Below are 16,161 nucleotides of genomic sequence, written 5' to 3' on the forward strand. Positions count from 1 at the left end.
ATGGGCGCGGCCATCTGCCTGCCCAGTGCGGAACGGATGGTGCTGTGGAACGGGTTGGATGAGCAAAGGGTGGGTGATCCGCGCGGGGGCGCGTGGTTGCCACACCCCATAGGGCCGGGAGCGGACATGACGGGTGGACTGGGAGGCTATGACGCTGTGGCGGAAGCCAATGCGCAGAAAAGTGTGCTCGCCATTCACTGGTCGCGCATTTGCGAACGGCTGAAGGCCGAGGTGGGGGAAGTCGAATACCGCACATGGCTACGCCAGATCACGGTCGGCCCGGTGGAGGAGGACGAGATCACCCTCTACCTGCCGACCCGCTTCCTGCGTGATTGGGTGCGCGGACAGTATGGCGACCGGCTGGGCACGCTGTGGAATGCGGAAGTGCCCGCCATCCGCCGTGTGGAACTGCAGGTTGCCCGCCCGGCAGCCGATGCCGCGCAGGCTGCGCCAGAAGAAGCCCCCGCCACCCCCTCAGCCCGGACAGCCCCGTCGGGAAAATCTGCCCCCCGCCCGGCGGTCGCTCCCGTGGCGGAAGAACCCCGCCCGGCCGAAGTCCGCACCGACCTGGCCGCCCCGCTTGATCAACGCTTTACGTTTGACACCTTCGTCGTAGGCAAGCCGAACGAGTTCGCCTATGCGTGCGCCCGCCGTGTGGCCGAGCAGCCCTCCAGCCCCGGCTTCAACCCACTGTTCCTGTATGGCGGCGTCGGCCTGGGCAAGACACACCTCATGCATTCTATCGGTGCCGAACTGGTGCGCGAAGGGCGGGTGTCGGTTGCATACATGTCGGCCGAGAAGTTCATGTACCGCTTCATCGCCGCCATCCGTTCCCAGTCCACCATGGAGTTCAAGGAGCAGTTGCGGTCTGTCGATGTGCTGATGATCGACGATCTGCAGTTCCTGATCGGCAAGGACAACACGCAGGAAGAATTCTTCCATACCTTCAATGCGCTGGTGGATGCAGGGCGGCAGATCGTGGTCTCGGCCGACAAGTCGCCCTCTGACCTGTCGGGGCTGGAGGACAGACTGCGCACCCGCCTGGGTTGCGGCATGGTGGCCGATATCCACGCCACTACGTTTGAGTTGCGCATCTCCATCCTTGAAGCCAAGGCCACGGCATCGGGTGTGGTGGTGCCGGCCAAGGTGCTGGAATTCCTCGCGCATAAGATCACATCGAACGTGCGTGAGCTTGAGGGCGCGCTCAACCGCCTGATCGCGCATGCCAACCTGTTTGGCCGCCCCGTGACGCTGGAAGCCACGCAGGATGTTCTGCACGATATCCTCAAGGCCCACGACCGTCGCGTAACCATTGAGGAAATCCAGCGCAAGGTGGCCGAACACTGGAATATCCGCCTGACCGACATGTCATCGGCACGCCGTGCGCGTGCGGTGGCGCGGCCCCGGCAGGTGGCAATGTACCTGGCCAAGCAGTTGACCAGTCGTTCCCTGCCCGAGATCGGGCGCAAATTCGGCAACCGTGACCACACCACCGTCATCCACGCCGTCTCCCGCGTGACGGGTCTGATGGCGGAAGACCCGGCCTTTGCCGAGGACGTGGAACTGCTGCGCCGTATGCTGGAAAGCTGAACCCGGTCCCCGCCGGGCGGCGGCACCCCTTTACCACTGCGCCACCCGCCTGCTAGACATGTCGGCCCGGCCATGGCGTTGCCCGATTGTGGCGGGGTGTGGAGGATATCATACCGATGAAGTTGAAGGCTGACCGCGTAACGCTGCTCAAGGCACTGGCCCATATCCAGAGCGTTGCCGAGAAGCGCAATACCATCCCCATTCTGGCTAACGTGCTGATCAATGTCGTGAATGGCGCGATGACGCTGACTGCAACCGACATGGAAATTGCGGTGGTGGAAGGTATTGCGGCCGAAACGCAGCGCGATGGCGCGGTTACGGCGCCTGCATCGGTTCTGTATGAAATCGTGCGTAAGTTGCCCGATGGCGCGCAGGTCGAACTGGACCATGCGGGTGGCGATGCGCCGCTGGGCCTGCGGGCCGGACGGTTCGCCACCAGCCTGAATGTGCTGGATGTGGATGACTTCCCTTCCATGATGGCAGGCGCGCTGCCGCATGAATTCAGCATGCCGGCCCAGGTGCTGCGTGGTCTGATCGACCGCACGCGCTTTGCCATCTCCACCGAGGAGACGCGTTACTACCTCAACGGCATTTTCCTGCACGTGGCGGAAGGCGAGGCGGGGCCGGTCCTGCGCGCGGTCGCGACTGATGGCCATCGTCTGGCACGGGTCGAGACCGAACTGCCCCCTGGCAGTGCGGGCATGCCCGGCGTGATCGTACCGCGCAAGACGGTGGCCGAACTGCGCAAGCTGCTTGATGAAGGGCCGGAGCAGGTAGCTGTTGCCCTGTCCGATACGCGCATCCAGTTTTCGATCGGCAACATCACGCTGACTTCCAAGCTGATAGACGGTACGTTCCCTGAATATGAGCGCGTGATTCCGCATGGCAACAACAAGATCCTGCGCGTGGGCAAGAAGATCTTCTCCGATGCCGTATCGCGTGTGGCCGCGATCAGTCAGGAGCGTTCGCGCCCGGTCAAGCTGAGCATGGCGCATAACCTGCTCACTCTGTCCGCCGCCAGCCAGGACCAGGGCACGGCAACCGAAGAACTTGATGAAAACCATGTCTCCTACGATGCGCCCGCCATCGAGATTGGTTTTCAGGCCCGTTACCTCAACGACATCACCGATCAGGTGGAGCGTGAGGTCGAGTTCGCATTTTCCGACAGTTCGGCCCCCACTATCGTGCGCGATGTGGATAGCCCTTCCGCGCTGTACGTGCTGATGCCGATGCGCGTGTAGGCGGCAACCCGGCCAGGCTTGCCGGTATGGCCTTCGTCAACCGGTTGGTTCTGACGGATTTCCGTAATTACCGCCATCTTTCGTGGCGGCCACGGCAGCCGGTTTCTGTCATTACCGGGCCGAATGGCAGCGGCAAGACCAACCTGCTTGAGGCCGTGTCCCTGCTGGTACCCGGCAGGGGGCTGCGCGGCGCGCGGATGGATGAACTGCCCCGGCATGGTGCGACCCTGTGGGGTGTGGCGGCCGATGTGGCGGATATGATGGGCCCGGAAGCCCAGCCTGTGCCGCTTGCCACGGGCGCGGACCCGCTCCGACCCGTACGCCGGGCGTTTCGGGTAGATGGCCAGACCCTACGTAGCCGTGATGGCATTTCCGAATGTTTTGCCGCCGTGTGGCTGACGCCGCAGATGGACCGCCTGTTTCAGGAAGGGGCGACTGGACGCCGCCGTTTTCTGGACCGGTTGGTCCTTGCCCTTGAACCGGGCCACGCGCGTGAGGTTGCGGCGCATGACCGGGCCATGCAGCAGCGCAACCGTGTTCTGGCACAACATGCGGCTGATCCGCACTGGCTTGCCGCACTGGAGCGGACCATGGCGCGCCATGCCGTGGCGGCTACGGCGGCGCGCATGGAAATGGTCGCGCGTCTCAATACCGATGAACAGGCCGTGCTGGATGGCTTTCCCGCCGCCCGGCTGGCCATGGACTGCGTGATTGCGGCACAACTGGTCGATACTCCCGCCCTGGCGGTGGAGGACTGGTTGGCCGGATGTATTGCCAGCACGCGCGCGGTGGACCGGCAGCGCGGTGGCAGCCGTTTTGGCGCGCACCGGGCCGATCTGCACATGGCCGACCGACTGACATCCCGTCCTGCCGCCCAGTCCAGCACGGGGCAGCAAAAGGCGCTGCTGCTGGGTATCGTGCTCTCCCATGCCCGTATCCTGACCGACTGCCGGGGGCGGCCGCCGGTGCTGCTACTGGATGAGCCGCTTGTGCATCTGGATACAATGCGGCGTGATGCCCTGTTCCGTGCCCTCAGCCGCATGCATACTGGTGTGATGCTGACGGGAACGGATATAGAACAATTTGCTCCGTTGCGCGGGAGCGCTGAATTCGTGACACCGGGCGAAGGTAATCTTGCCAGTGGCGCATGATTTCGGCGGGGAATGCTGGTTACGTGGGCCGGTTCGGGCTATAATGCGTTCTGTTATTTTATTGTTATCCGCTGTGGAGCATCTGCCGGCATGACCGATCAATCCAGTCCCGACCAGAAACACGATGCCGAGGTCGTAGGCAGCATGCCTCCTGCTGCAGATTACGATGCGGCATCCATCTCGGTTCTGCGCGGGCTGGATGCGGTACGCAAGCGACCCGGCATGTATATCGGTGATACCGATGACGGTTCAGGTCTGCACCATATGGCGTTCGAGATCATCGATAATGCTGTGGATGAGGCGCAGGCCGGTTTTGCCACCTGCTGCACTGTAACCCTCAATGGCGATGGCAGTGTGACCGTGCGTGACGACGGGCGCGGCATCCCGACCGACATGCATCATGAAGAAGGGGTGAGTGCTGCCGAAGTCGTGCTGACCAAACTGCATGCAGGTGGTAAGTTCAACCAGAATTCCTACAAGGTATCGGGTGGTCTGCACGGTGTGGGTGCCGCTGTGGTCAATGCGCTGTCCGAGTGGATGGAGGTGCGTATCTGGCGTGACGGGTCCGAGCATGTGATCCGTTTCCAGCATGGTGAGCGCGACGAACCGCTGCGCCTTGTGGGTAAAAGCGATGAGCCGCGCGGCACGCAGGTCACGTTCAAGCCCAGCGTCCAGACCTTCGCCAAGGTGGAATTCGAGTTCGCGATCCTTGAACGTCGCCTGCGGGAACTGGCTTTTCTCAATTCCGGGCTGAAGATCATCCTGCGCGACGAGCGCCATGACCCCGCACGTGAGGAAGGCTTCCACTACGAAGGGGGGCTGTGCGCCTTCGTGGAATGGCTGGATCAGGGCAAGACCGCCATTGTCGAACCGCCAATCACCGGCAGCTTGCAGAATGATGAAAACGGCATCAAGGTCGAGTTCGCGCTGACATGGAATGACAGCTTCCATGAAACCATGCTGTGCTTCACCAACAACATTCCCCAGCGCGATGGTGGCGCGCATCTGGCCGGTTTCCGCCAGGCGCTGACCCGCGTGGTGGGTCGCTACGCGGAAGCGAACGCCACTAAGAAGGACAGCCATGCCCTGAATGGCGAAGACATGCGCGAAGGTCTGACCGCCGTGCTGTCGGTCAAGGTGCCGGACCCGAAATTCTCTTCCCAGACCAAGGACAAGCTGGTCTCATCCGAAGTGCAGCCCGTAGTGCATGCCGCCGCCGCCGATATGATTTCCCACTGGTTCGAAACCCATCCCAAGGAAGCCCGCCTGATCGTGGCCAAGGTGATGGACGCGGCCGCCGCGCGTGAGGCCGCGCGGCGGGCGCGTGAACTCACACGGCGCAAGGGCGTACTCGATATTTCATCGCTGCCCGGCAAGCTGGCGGACTGTCAGGAGCGTGATCCGTCCAAGTGCGAACTGTTCCTTGTCGAGGGAGACTCGGCTGGCGGTACCGCCAAGCAGGGCCGTGACCGGCGCTTTCAGGCGATCCTGCCGCTCAAGGGCAAGATCCTTAATGTCGAGCGTGCACGCTTTGACCGCATGCTCGGCTCGGCTGAAATCGGCACGCTGATCACGGCGCTGGGTACCGGCATCGGCCGGGGCGATGTGGAGCATGGTGGCTTTTCGATTGAAAAACTGCGTTATCACCGCATTGTCATCATGACGGATGCTGACGTGGATGGCTCGCACATCCGCACGCTGCTGCTGACCTTCTTCTTCCGCCAGATGCCCGAACTGATCGAGAAGGGGTACCTGTATATCGCCCAGCCGCCGCTCTACCGCGCCAAGCGCGGTAATGACGAGCGTTACCTGAAGGATGATGCTGCGCTGGAGACCTACCTGCTGGACAAGGCGCTGGCCAATGCGGCCCTGCGTTATGCTGACGGACGGGAGATTACGGGCGAGCCCATGCGGGCCGAAGTGCTGTTTATCCGTGACGTGACACGCGCGCTCTCGCGCCTGTCGGCCCGGGTGCCGGTATGGGTGCTGGAACAGGCGGCCATTGCTGGCGTACTGTGCCCTGACCCGCAGGCCACGCCAGAGCGGATCGTGGACCTACAGGGCCGCCTGGATGCGGTCTCGCCTGCGGCCGAGCGTGGCTGGAAGGTTGCGGTCAGTGACAGCGGGCTGGAAATGGCGCGCAGCGTGCGTGGTGTGGGTGAGGTCTACCGCCTGGAAGCCACAACCCTGCGTAGTGCGGAAGTGCGCTGGCTGGCCGAACGCCATGCCCGTCTGGTGTCCGATTTTGCCCAGCCGGTCAATCTGGTGCTGGATGGTGCCCCCCAACCCTTCAACGGACCGGCCTCGCTGTATGAGCGGATTCTGGCGCAGGGCCGCAAGGGTCTGTCCATCAATCGCTTCAAGGGTCTGGGCGAGATGAATGACGAGCAGTTGTGGGAAACCACGCTCGACCCCGCCATGCGTACGCTGTTGCAGGTCAAGGTTGGTGATATTGAAAACGCGGCGCAGGTCTTTTCCACCCTGATGGGCGATGTGGTCGAACCGCGCCGTGACTTCATCGTGGGCAATGCGCTCAAGGTCGCCAACCTCGACGTCTGAGCGCACTCAGGCAGGGATCAGTTCCCCTGCCAGCCGCGCCACTTCTGCAATGGAATCGGCTCCGACCGTGGCGCCGGCTTCCATTTCCGGGCGGCCGTAGCCCCAGCGGGCGAAAATGGCCGGTATGTGCGCGGCCATGGCGCAGGCTACATCGTTACGATGGTCACCGGTCATGATGGCGCGGCGCGGGTCGCCACCTGCCAGTTCTATGGTGCCTAGCAGGTGGCACGGATCGGGTTTGCGGGCGCTGAAGCTGTCTCCCCCGCCAACGGCGACGAACCATTTTTCCAGATCAAGGGCCTGCAGGATATGGCGGGCTGCGGCAACAGGTTTGTTGGTGCATACTGCCATGTGCCAGCCATCCGCCCGCAGGCTTTCCAGCACCGCTTCCGTGCCGGGAAAGGGGCGGGAGAGATCGGTGGAATGGGGTGTGTAGTCGGCCATGTAGCGGGTGGTGGCCTCAGTCGGGTCGATCCCGGCAGCACTTGGCCCGGCATGGGCCAGCAGGCGGCGGACAAGCACCGCCACGCCATCACCGATCATGGGCCGGACAAGGTCAGGGGTGATGGGGGGCAGGCTGTAATGCACAAGCAGCCTGCTGGCACATGCGGCCAGATCGGGCAGGCTGTCGATCAGGGTGCCATCCATGTCGAACACGGCCAGGCGGGGCGGGGAAGCTGTCATCATGAACTCCTGTGATGGTCCCGGCAGAAAGGTAGCACTCAGACATTCTAAGTGAAGGGCGACGCATGCATAAGGGTTTGACACGATACACGGGTGCGGAGTACCCGCACACTGCCATGAATACCAAGACCGATACCGTAGTATCCGCCCCCGCATCCCGCCTGTCGACCGCCATCATTCTTGCGGCAGGGCGTGGTACCCGCATGAAGTCGGAGCGGCCCAAGGTCATGCACCTGCTGGCAGGCCGGCCCATGCTGCACTACCTGGTTGAGAACGCTGGAAAGGTGTTTGACCGGATCGTGGTAGTGGTTGGTCCTGATATGGATGATGTGGCAGCCCTTGCCGCCCCGCACGCGGTGGTGGTGCAGCACGATCGCCTTGGCACGGGCCATGCCGCCCGTCAGGCGGAAGCGGCTTTTGGCGAGGGCGATGTGGCGGTCCTGTATGGTGATAACCCGCTGATTTCACCTGACACGATGCGCGCGCTGCTGGCGCAGCGTAGGCAGGATGGCACCGGCCTTGCCCTGCTGGCCATGGAACCGGCGGACCCGGCGAAGTATGGCCGCGTGGTCATGTGCGACGGGCAGGTCGAACGCATTGTGGAATGGGCGGATGCCACCCCGGCCGAACGGGCCATCGGGCTATGCAATGCAGGTGTGCTGTGCGCCGATGCCGCCGATTTCCGCCGCTGGCTGGACGAGATCAACAACGACAATGCGCAGGGTGAGTACTATCTGGGCGATGTGGTGGCCCGTGCCGTGGCCGATGGTCGCAGTGTGCGCGCCGTGGTGGCGCCAGAGGACGAACTGCGCGGCATCAACTCCCGCGCCGAACTGGCGCAGGCGGAAGCATGCGTGCAGACCCGCCTGCGCCTTGCTGCAATGAATGGCGGCACCACGCTGGTTGCTCCCGATACGGTCTTCCTGTGCGCCGATACCGTGCTGGAACCCGATACGGTGGTGCACCCCCATGTGGTGTTCGGGCCGGGCGTGCATGTGCGGCGCGGCACGGAAATCCATGCTTTCTCGCATGTGGAAGGGGCCGTAGTTGGTCCCGATGCCCAGATCGGCCCCTATGCCCGCCTGCGGCCCGGCACCGATGTGGGGGCAAAGGCGCGCGTGGGCAACTTTGTGGAACTGAAGGCCACGACCCTGGGCGCGGGAGCCAAGGCCAACCACCTGACATATCTGGGAAATGCCACCGTGGGCGGTGGGGCCAATATTGGCGCGGGCACCATTACGTGCAATTATGACGGGGTGTTCAAGCATGCGACCGAAATTGGTGCAGACAGCTTCATCGGTTCGGACTCGGTGCTGGTGGCTCCTGTGCGGGTTGGCGCGCGTGCGCTGACAGCGGCAGGCAGTGTGATTACCCATGACATACCCGATGGCGCCATGGCCGTAGGGCGTGCCCGGCAGGCCAACAAAGCAGGCTATGCCGACATGTTTCGCGACCGGCTGAAGAAAAAAAAGGAACAGGGCTGATGTGCGGTATTGTTGGCGTTGTAGGAAGTAATCAGGCGACCCCGGTCATTCTGGACGCGCTGCGCAGGCTGGAATACCGCGGTTATGATTCCGCTGGCATTGCAACGCTCGAGCATGGTCTGGTCGAGCGCCGCCGTGCCGCTGGTAAGCTGGACCATCTGGCTTCCCTGCTTGCACGGGTGCCGCTGCCGGGTGTGACCGGCATTGGCCATACCCGATGGGCCACCCATGGCGCGCCAACCGAAAACAATGCCCACCCGCATGGCACGGAGCGCGTTTCGGTCGTACATAATGGCATTATCGAGAACTTCGAGGTCCTGCGCCGAGAGCTTGAGGCGGCAGGACAGGTATTCTCGACCGATACGGATAGCGAGACTATTGCCCAACTGGTGGACTACCACCTGCAACGTGGCCTTTCCCCGCGTGAGGCCGCGCATGAATGCCTGAAGCGGCTGGAAGGTGCTTACGCGCTGGCCATGATCTTTGCCGGGCATGACGGCATGGTCATCGGTGCCCGCCATGGTGCGCCGCTGGTGGTAGGGTTTGGCGAGAACGAGATGTTCTTTGGTTCCGACAGCCTGGCGCTCGCTCCACTGACCCGCCGCATCGCCTATCTGGATGATGGCGATTGGGCCGTGATCACGCCGCAGGGCGCGGAATTCTTTGACATGGCGGGTAATCCGGTCGAACGCCCGGTGCGGCTGACCGCATTGATTGCGGCATCGGTGGGCAAGGACGGCTACCGCCATTACATGGAAAAGGAACTGCACGAGCACCCGGTGGTGATTGGCCAGACCCTGCAACGCCTGATCGACCCGGCCACCCGCCGCGTGGTCATGCCCGAACTGCCGTTTGACCTGGCCGCCATTCCCCGTGCCGTCGTGACCGCCTGCGGTTCGGCTTTCTATGCGGGCATGATCGGCCGCTACTGGATCGAGCAGTATGCCCGCCTTCCGGTTGATATCGATGTGGCAAGCGAGATGCGCTACCGCAACCCGCCGCTTGCGCAGGGGGGGCTGGGGCTGCTGATCTCCCAGTCGGGCGAAACGGCGGATACGCTGGCGGCCCTGCGCGGCATGCGGGCGGCGGGGCAGCACATCGTCTCGGTGCTCAATGTGGAGCAGAGCACCATGGCGCGCGAAAGTGATGCCGTGCTGGGCACGGTGGCGGGGCCGGAAATATCGGTGGCCAGCACCAAGGCGTTTACCGCGCAGCTTTCCGTGCTGGCCTGCCTGACCATTGCCCTGGCGCGTGCCCGTGGCCTGATGGACGGGACGATGGAAGAGGCGATGGTGACCGCCCTGCTCGACCTGCCCAGCAAGGCCACGGAAGTGTTCGAGCGCCATGACGAGATCCGCCGCATGGCCACCATCGTGGCCGAAGCGCGCGATGTCCTTTATCTTGGGCGCGGGGCGATGTTCCCCGTGGCGCTGGAGGGCGCGCTCAAGCTCAAGGAAATCACCTATATCCATGCCGAGGCCTATGCGGCAGGGGAAATGAAGCACGGCCCGATCTCGCTTATCGACAGCAGTGTGCCTGTGGTGGCAACTGTGCCTTCGGGGCCCCTGTTCGACAAAACCCTGTCCAACCTGCAGGAAGCCAGGGCGCGCGGCGGGCGACTGTTGGTGTTTACCGACATGGAAGGGGCACCGCGCCTGCGTGAAATCGCGGAATGCGTTGTGGCCATTCCCACAGTGGATGAATTCGTCGCCCCGATCCTGCAGACTATCCCGGTGCAGATACTTGCCTATGAGGTCGCTCTGCTCAAGGGTACGGATGTGGACCAGCCTCGCAACCTCGCCAAGTCCGTTACTGTTGAATAGACAGATGGGCGCGGGTTGGCACAATCGCCGCGAGCAGTCACGATAACAGGCAGGGATATGCAGCACATGGCAGCACAAACGGCTTTACCCCCCGGCATGGGGCCGTCCGTCCTTGTGCGTGGTGCCGGTGTTTCTGGCCTGACCGCTGCGGTCACACTGGCTGAACGGGGCGCACGGGTCCATGTGCATGAAAGCGGACCACGGGTTGGCTCCGGGGCTTCATGGAAGGCAGGGGGCATGCTGGCCCCGTGGTGTGAGGCGGAATCCGCCACGACCGAAGTGACCGAGCAGTCCCTTTCCTCGCTTGGTTGGTGGGATGCCCATGTACCCGGTGTCGTGCGCAATGGCACGCTGGTCCTGGCCCCCGCGCGCGATGTGGGCGAGATTGCGCGTTTTGGTCGCAGGACGTCGCATTTCACCACCATAGGCGAGGATGAGATCGCAGCCCTTGAGCCCGATCTGGCAGACCGCTTTTCGCGTGCGCTATTTTTTGCCGGTGAGGGTCATGTCGATCCGCGCCGGGCGCTGGCGGCACTGGCAGACAGGCTGGTCCGTCTTGGCGGGCGGATCAGTTTCAACGTGCCAGTGGATACCCCTGCGGACGGATATGACTGGGTGGTGTCGTGCACCGGCATTGCCGCACGCGAACAGATGGCGGACATGCGCGGGGTGCGCGGCGAGATGCTGCTGCTGCGCTGCCCTGATATAGGTCTGCGCCGACCGGTGCGCATGTTGCACCCGCGCATACCCATTTACATAGTACCGCGTGCCGACCATGTGTACATGGTGGGAGCTACCATGATTGAAAGCGAAAACGCAGGCCCGATGACCCTGCGCTCCATGGTAGAGATGCTGGGCGCGGTCTATGCCCTGCATCCGGCCTTTGGTGAGGCGGAAATACTCGAAACCGGCACCGGCCTGCGCCCGTCCTATCCCGATAATATGCCCGCCGTGCGGCGTGAGGGGCGGCATATCCACATCAATGGCATGTATCGTCACGGTTTTCTGCTCTCGCCCGTAAGGGCGGCAGAGGCGGCCGATATTGTGTTTGGCGCGTGAACTGAACCCTCCCGCACAGGAGATGGACATGCAGATTATGGTGAATGACGAACGCCGCGATGTTGTCGCCGTAACGCTTGCGGCGGTGCTAACCGAACTGGGCTATGCCGCCACTTCCCGCGTTGCCACGGCGGTGGATGGTCGTTTCGTGCCCGCAGGCCAGCGCGCGGGCATGGCGCTGCACGAAGGGGCGCGAGTGGAAATTCTGGCCCCCATGCAGGGAGGATGACGGCAATGACCCTTTTCTACGGTACGGAACTGACGTCGCGGCTGATGCTGGGTACGGCCCAGTACCCATCGCCCGAAATCCTGAGTGATGCGGTCCGCCGCGCGGGGGCTGGGGTGGTGACCGTCTCGCTGCGGCGCGAGGCGGCGGGTTCACGCGCGGGGGAGGCGTTCTGGAACCTGATCCGCGAACTGGACGTGCCTGTACTGCCCAATACGGCGGGCTGCCATAGTGCGCGTGAAGCCGTGACTACGGCGCAGATGGCGCGTGAGGTGTTCGGCACGGACTGGATCAAGCTGGAGGTGATTGGCGAATCCGATACCCTGCAACCTGACATGTTTGCGCTGGTCGAGGCCGCGCGGATCCTGACGGAAGACGGTTTCAAGGTTTTTCCCTATATGACGGAGGACCTTGTTGGGGCCGAGCGCCTGCTGCGCGCGGGGTGTGAGGTGCTGATGCCTTGGGGCGCGCCAATCGGTTCGGGCAAGGGGCTGAATAACCTGTTTGGCCTGCGGGCTCTACGGGCGCATTTTCCCGATGTACCGCTGGTGGTGGATGCCGGGATTGGCGTGCCGTCGCACGCGGCGCAGGCCATGGAACTGGGATATGACGCGGTGCTGATCAACACGGCAGTGGCCAAGGCGGGCAACCCGGCGGAAATGGCGCGCGCCTTTGCCATGGCGGTTGAAGCCGGACGCATAGCCTATCAGGCTGACCCGATGGAAGAGCGCGACATGGCCGTGCCCTCTACCCCCGTTATCGGGCAGGCGATGCTATGAGCGCGCCACTGCCTTCACGCATCTATCCCGTAGTCGATTCCGCGCAGTGGGTGGCCCGTCTGGGGCAGGCGGGTGCCAGGTTGATCCAGTTGCGACTGAAGGACAGGACGGCCGATGCCCTGCGCCATGAAATCCGTGAAGGCATCCGCCATGCGCGTGCCCATGGCGTAACACTCGTACTGAATGATTACTGGCAGGCGGCAATCGAGGAAGGGATGGATTACATCCATCTGGGCCAGGAAGATCTGGACACGGCGGACCTGTCCGCCATCCGTGCGGCGGGGATTCGCCTTGGTGTCAGTACGCATGACGAGCACGAACTCGAGCGCGCGCTATCAGTGGCCCCCGATTACGTGGCGCTGGGACCGGTCTGGCCCACCACGCTCAAGAAAATGCCATGGGCCCCGCAGGGTACCGCCCGGCTTACGGTCTGGAAGCAGCGCATTGGCGCCATTCCGCTTGTGGCGATTGGTGGTGTTACGCTTGCACGCGCGCCACTGTGCCTTGCCGCCGGGGCGGACTGTGTTTCCGCCGTATCCGACTTTATCCGCATGCCGGACCCGGCGGCACAAGTCCGGGCCTGGCTTGAGGCAACGGCAGGTCCGGCGACGGTGTGAAATACTGGAACATAATGTGATCTGGCCTGTGTTGTTCCTGCAACGGACATGTGGCATTATTGATACTTGATCACCGGGTCAGTGAGGGAATTTTTCCTTGTCGCCGGATATCGATCATATCAGGTCCCGTTTCGCTGATCCGTAATATAATGAACATAATCTGTTCATGGTCGGTCACTAGGATTGGACTATAGTCGTCATCTGGCCGTGAATCGGGGATTTTGAATGGAGATAGCGGGTCTGGCAGCAATCCTGATGGCAATTGCCGTACTGCTTGTCGTGGTCAGTGCGGTGCAACCGCTTGCCCGTCGTCTGGAACTGTCCGAAACTGTCCTGCTTGCCATTGTGGGCATCGTGATCGGTGGGGCGGCCGACCTTGTGCTGCGCAATTCCCATCTGGACATCTTCAGTGGCGCGGCCCAGACGCTGCTGGATTTTCCGCTCAACAGTGAAGCGTTCCTGCTGATCTTCCTGCCCATACTGGTGTTTCAAGGGGCCTTGGGCATTGACGTGCGCAGACTTGCGCACGAAACCGCCACCGTGCTGCTGCTGGCCGTTGTGGCGGTGGCCGTATCCACGGCCGCGATCGGTTTCGCGCTCTATCCCTTTGCGGGCATGCCGCTGGCGGTGTGTCTGCTACTGGGTTCCATTGTAGCGACGACCGACCCGTCGGCAGTGGCGGGCATATTCAAGGAAATTGGTGCCGCAAGCCGTCTGACCCGCCTGGTGGAAGGCGAGGCGCTGCTCAATGATGCCGCGGCCATTTCCATTTTCACCATCCTGCTCGGTTCCATCACCTCGCACCACAAGATCATGCTGGGCGGCGCGATGCTGGAGTTTTTCGTCTCCTTCATCGGCGCACTCATCATTGGCGTGGTGTTCGGGCGTCTGACGCTCATGCTCATTCCGGCACTGGGTGCGGCCCCTGCCGCCGAGGTCACGCTTACGGTCGCACTTCCATACCTGGCCTATATTGTCTGTGATGAATTCCTGGGCTTCTCCGGCGTGGTGGCAACGGCGGCATCAGGGCTGACCATTTCCATTTATGGCCCTTCCACCTTCCGGCCACAGACATGGCGGTTCCTTAACGAACTGTGGCAGCAGCTTGTGTTCTGGGCGGGGTCACTGGTGTTTGTGCTGGCTTCCATGCTGGTGCCGCGTCTGCTGGTGGGCATGACCAAATGGGACTGCGTGCTGATCCTGCTGGCGGCAGGTGCCGGGTTGCTGGCCCGTGGGGCCGTGGTGTTCGGCATGCTGCCCGTGCTTGCCGCTACCAAGCTGTCCCCCCCGGTGCCCACGCCGTTCAAGGTAACAATGGTGTGGGGTGGCTTGCGGGGTGCGATTACGCTGGCGCTGGCGCTGGCAGTGACCGAGAACGAGCATGTCTCCAGCAGCATCGCCCATTTCATCGGCATCATCGCCACGGGCTTCGTGCTGATCACGCTGTTCGTCAACGGCCTGTCGCTGCGTTATCTCGTGCTGTTTCTCAAGCTTGACCAGTTGCCGCTGATCGATCAGGCGCTGCGTCACCAGATACTGGCCATCGGGCTTGGCGAAGTGCGCGACCAAACACGTGAAGTGGCGGGCGAGCTTGGTTTTTCGCCCAATGTCACCACGACTGTAGTCGATGTGCTTGATCGCCGCGTCCATTCCGAGGAACAGGCCAATACCTTTGATACCGCGCTGGGGGACCGGCAGCGTGTGACACTGGCGCTGATTGTGATCGCCAATCGCGAGCGTTCCATCCTGCTGGATATGTTTCGCATACAGGGGCTGTCGCGCCGGGTCATGGAAACGCTGCTGCGCTCGGCGGAAGCGATGGTGGATGGCGCGCGGCTGGAAGGGCGCTTTGGGTATGTGCGTGCCCTGCGGCGCAGGCTGCGGCCCTCGCTGCGTTTCCGTGTGGCGCAGGTCATCCATCATCGCTTCAATTTCGACATGCCTCTCATGTACTGCATGATGGAGCGTTTCGAGATGCTGATGATCGGCTATTTCGTCTCGCTGTCCCTCACACGGTTCATGCGCCAGCGCATGGAGCCGACGCTCGGTTCGCGTATCAGCGAGATCGTGGGTGAGGTGCTGGGTCGCCAGTGCAAGCTGCTTGATGAAGCGCTGCAGACCCTGCGGCTACATTACCATGGTTATTCCGAAGCGTTGGAAAACCGGATGCTGCGCCAGATAGCACTCAGACTGGAAGAAGAAAAATACGATACCCTGATGGCTGATTCGCTGCTGAGCGAGGAACTGCATCGCGAACTGCACAAAGATGTGGAACACCGACGGGAGCAGCTGGATTTCAGGCTGAAATTCAACATTCGCGCCGGGATCGAGAGCCGCATCCACAATTTCCCCCTGTTTGAGGGCGTGCCCGATGGTGTGTTGCATGACGTGGCGATGAAGATGTCGATCCACTTCTCCTCCCCCGGTGAGCGGCTTTACCGCAAGGGCCAGAAGGTGCGTACGGTCTACTTCATCAGCGCGGGCCTGGCGGAGACGCATTATCCCAAGCATGATGTACGCTTTGGTGCGGGTGCTGTGCTGGGTGGGGAAGAGGCGCTGAAGGATGAGCGCGTCACGGCCACAAGCCGTTCGTTGCAGTTCGGGCATTTCATGACAATGAGCGCACGCAACTTCCGCAAGCTAGTGGAAGACTATCCGCGCATTGGTGAAAACCTGGAACGTCTGACACAGGCGCGGAACAAAGGTGAACTGCCCGATGCGCAGCTTCTGCCGCAGGATGGGCAGGATGCGCCGGAAAACCCACCATCCTACGATGCGATCGACCTGGCCATCGCCCCTGTTTCTCGTGCCCTTCCAGTGCGGCAGGACAATCAGGCAAGCGACGCCTGACCGGAGAGAAAAGAGGTATGTCGGTGGCAGGGACTCTCCACGCCTTGCCACGTTGCCCTGCCCGGTCACGTCGTGTCGCCAGCGCGAAGCCGTTTGAA

At 62.6% G+C, this 16,161-nt stretch carries 12 protein-coding genes; 11 read left to right on the forward strand and 1 reads right to left on the reverse strand.

Features of this window, described 5'->3' with window-relative positions; translation table 11 throughout:
* Positions 1–126 precede the first annotated feature (126 nt).
* The 4 genes from dnaA (at position 127) to gyrB (ending at position 6,541) form a co-directional block, all read left to right on the forward strand.
* Positions 127–1,590 carry a chromosomal replication initiator protein DnaA gene (gene dnaA / locus GLX_RS00005; RefSeq protein ID WP_014104004.1) on the forward strand — a complete coding sequence of 488 codons (1,464 nt, stop codon included), beginning with the start codon at positions 127–129 and terminating at the stop codon, positions 1,588–1,590.
* Positions 1,591–1,706: 116 nt separating this feature from the next.
* Positions 1,707–2,831 carry a DNA polymerase III subunit beta gene (dnaN, locus tag GLX_RS00010; protein ID WP_014104005.1) on the forward strand — a complete coding sequence of 375 codons (1,125 nt, stop codon included), beginning with the start codon at positions 1,707–1,709 and terminating at the stop codon, positions 2,829–2,831.
* A gap of 26 nt (positions 2,832–2,857) precedes the next feature.
* A complete protein-coding gene (recF, locus tag GLX_RS00015; RefSeq protein WP_014104006.1) occupies positions 2,858–3,982 on the forward strand; it encodes a DNA replication/repair protein RecF in 1,125 nt (374 codons plus the stop codon).
* 90 nt (positions 3,983–4,072) lie between these two features.
* Positions 4,073–6,541 (forward strand): DNA topoisomerase (ATP-hydrolyzing) subunit B, encoded by a 2,469-nt coding sequence (gene gyrB, locus GLX_RS00020; protein ID WP_041247482.1) that lies wholly within the window; start codon positions 4,073–4,075, stop codon positions 6,539–6,541.
* 6 nt (positions 6,542–6,547) lie between these two features.
* Here gyrB and gph read toward each other — a convergent pair whose 3' ends face one another.
* Complete coding sequence (gene gph / locus GLX_RS00025) at positions 6,548–7,228, reverse strand: phosphoglycolate phosphatase (RefSeq protein ID WP_014104008.1); 681 nt, start codon at positions 7,226–7,228, stop codon at positions 6,548–6,550.
* Between the two features lie 113 nt (positions 7,229–7,341).
* Here gph and glmU point away from each other — a divergent pair, with 113 nt between their 5' ends.
* From glmU to GLX_RS00060, 7 genes are all read left to right on the forward strand, one after another.
* A complete protein-coding gene (gene glmU / locus GLX_RS00030; RefSeq protein ID WP_041247016.1) occupies positions 7,342–8,709 on the forward strand; it encodes a bifunctional UDP-N-acetylglucosamine diphosphorylase/glucosamine-1-phosphate N-acetyltransferase GlmU in 1,368 nt (455 codons plus the stop codon).
* Entirely contained in the window at positions 8,709–10,532 is a 1,824-nt protein-coding gene (gene glmS / locus GLX_RS00035) for a glutamine--fructose-6-phosphate transaminase (isomerizing) (protein ID WP_014104010.1), read from the forward strand. The genes glmU and glmS overlap by 1 nt, the downstream gene beginning before the upstream one ends.
* Positions 10,533–10,598: 66 nt before the next feature.
* Positions 10,599–11,591 carry a glycine oxidase ThiO gene (gene thiO, locus GLX_RS00040; RefSeq protein ID WP_041247483.1) on the forward strand — a complete coding sequence of 331 codons (993 nt, stop codon included), beginning with the start codon at positions 10,599–10,601 and terminating at the stop codon, positions 11,589–11,591.
* Between the two features lie 28 nt (positions 11,592–11,619).
* The gene (gene thiS / locus GLX_RS00045) at positions 11,620–11,820 is read left to right on the forward strand and encodes a sulfur carrier protein ThiS (protein ID WP_041247484.1); all 201 of its coding nucleotides are present in this window, start codon (positions 11,620–11,622) and stop codon (positions 11,818–11,820) included.
* Positions 11,821–11,825: 5 nt separating this feature from the next.
* Positions 11,826–12,596 (forward strand): thiazole synthase, encoded by a 771-nt coding sequence (locus GLX_RS00050; RefSeq protein ID WP_014104013.1) that lies wholly within the window; start codon positions 11,826–11,828, stop codon positions 12,594–12,596.
* Complete coding sequence (locus GLX_RS00055) at positions 12,593–13,213, forward strand: thiamine phosphate synthase (RefSeq protein WP_014104014.1); 621 nt, start codon at positions 12,593–12,595, stop codon at positions 13,211–13,213. Before GLX_RS00050 ends, GLX_RS00055 begins: the two co-directional genes overlap by 4 nt.
* A gap of 225 nt (positions 13,214–13,438) precedes the next feature.
* Entirely contained in the window at positions 13,439–16,063 is a 2,625-nt protein-coding gene (locus tag GLX_RS00060; protein ID WP_014104015.1) for a cation:proton antiporter, read from the forward strand.
* Positions 16,064–16,161 lie beyond the last annotated feature (98 nt).

Source organism: Komagataeibacter medellinensis NBRC 3288, from assembly GCF_000182745.2.
Lineage (GTDB): Bacteria > Pseudomonadota > Alphaproteobacteria > Acetobacterales > Acetobacteraceae > Komagataeibacter > Komagataeibacter medellinensis.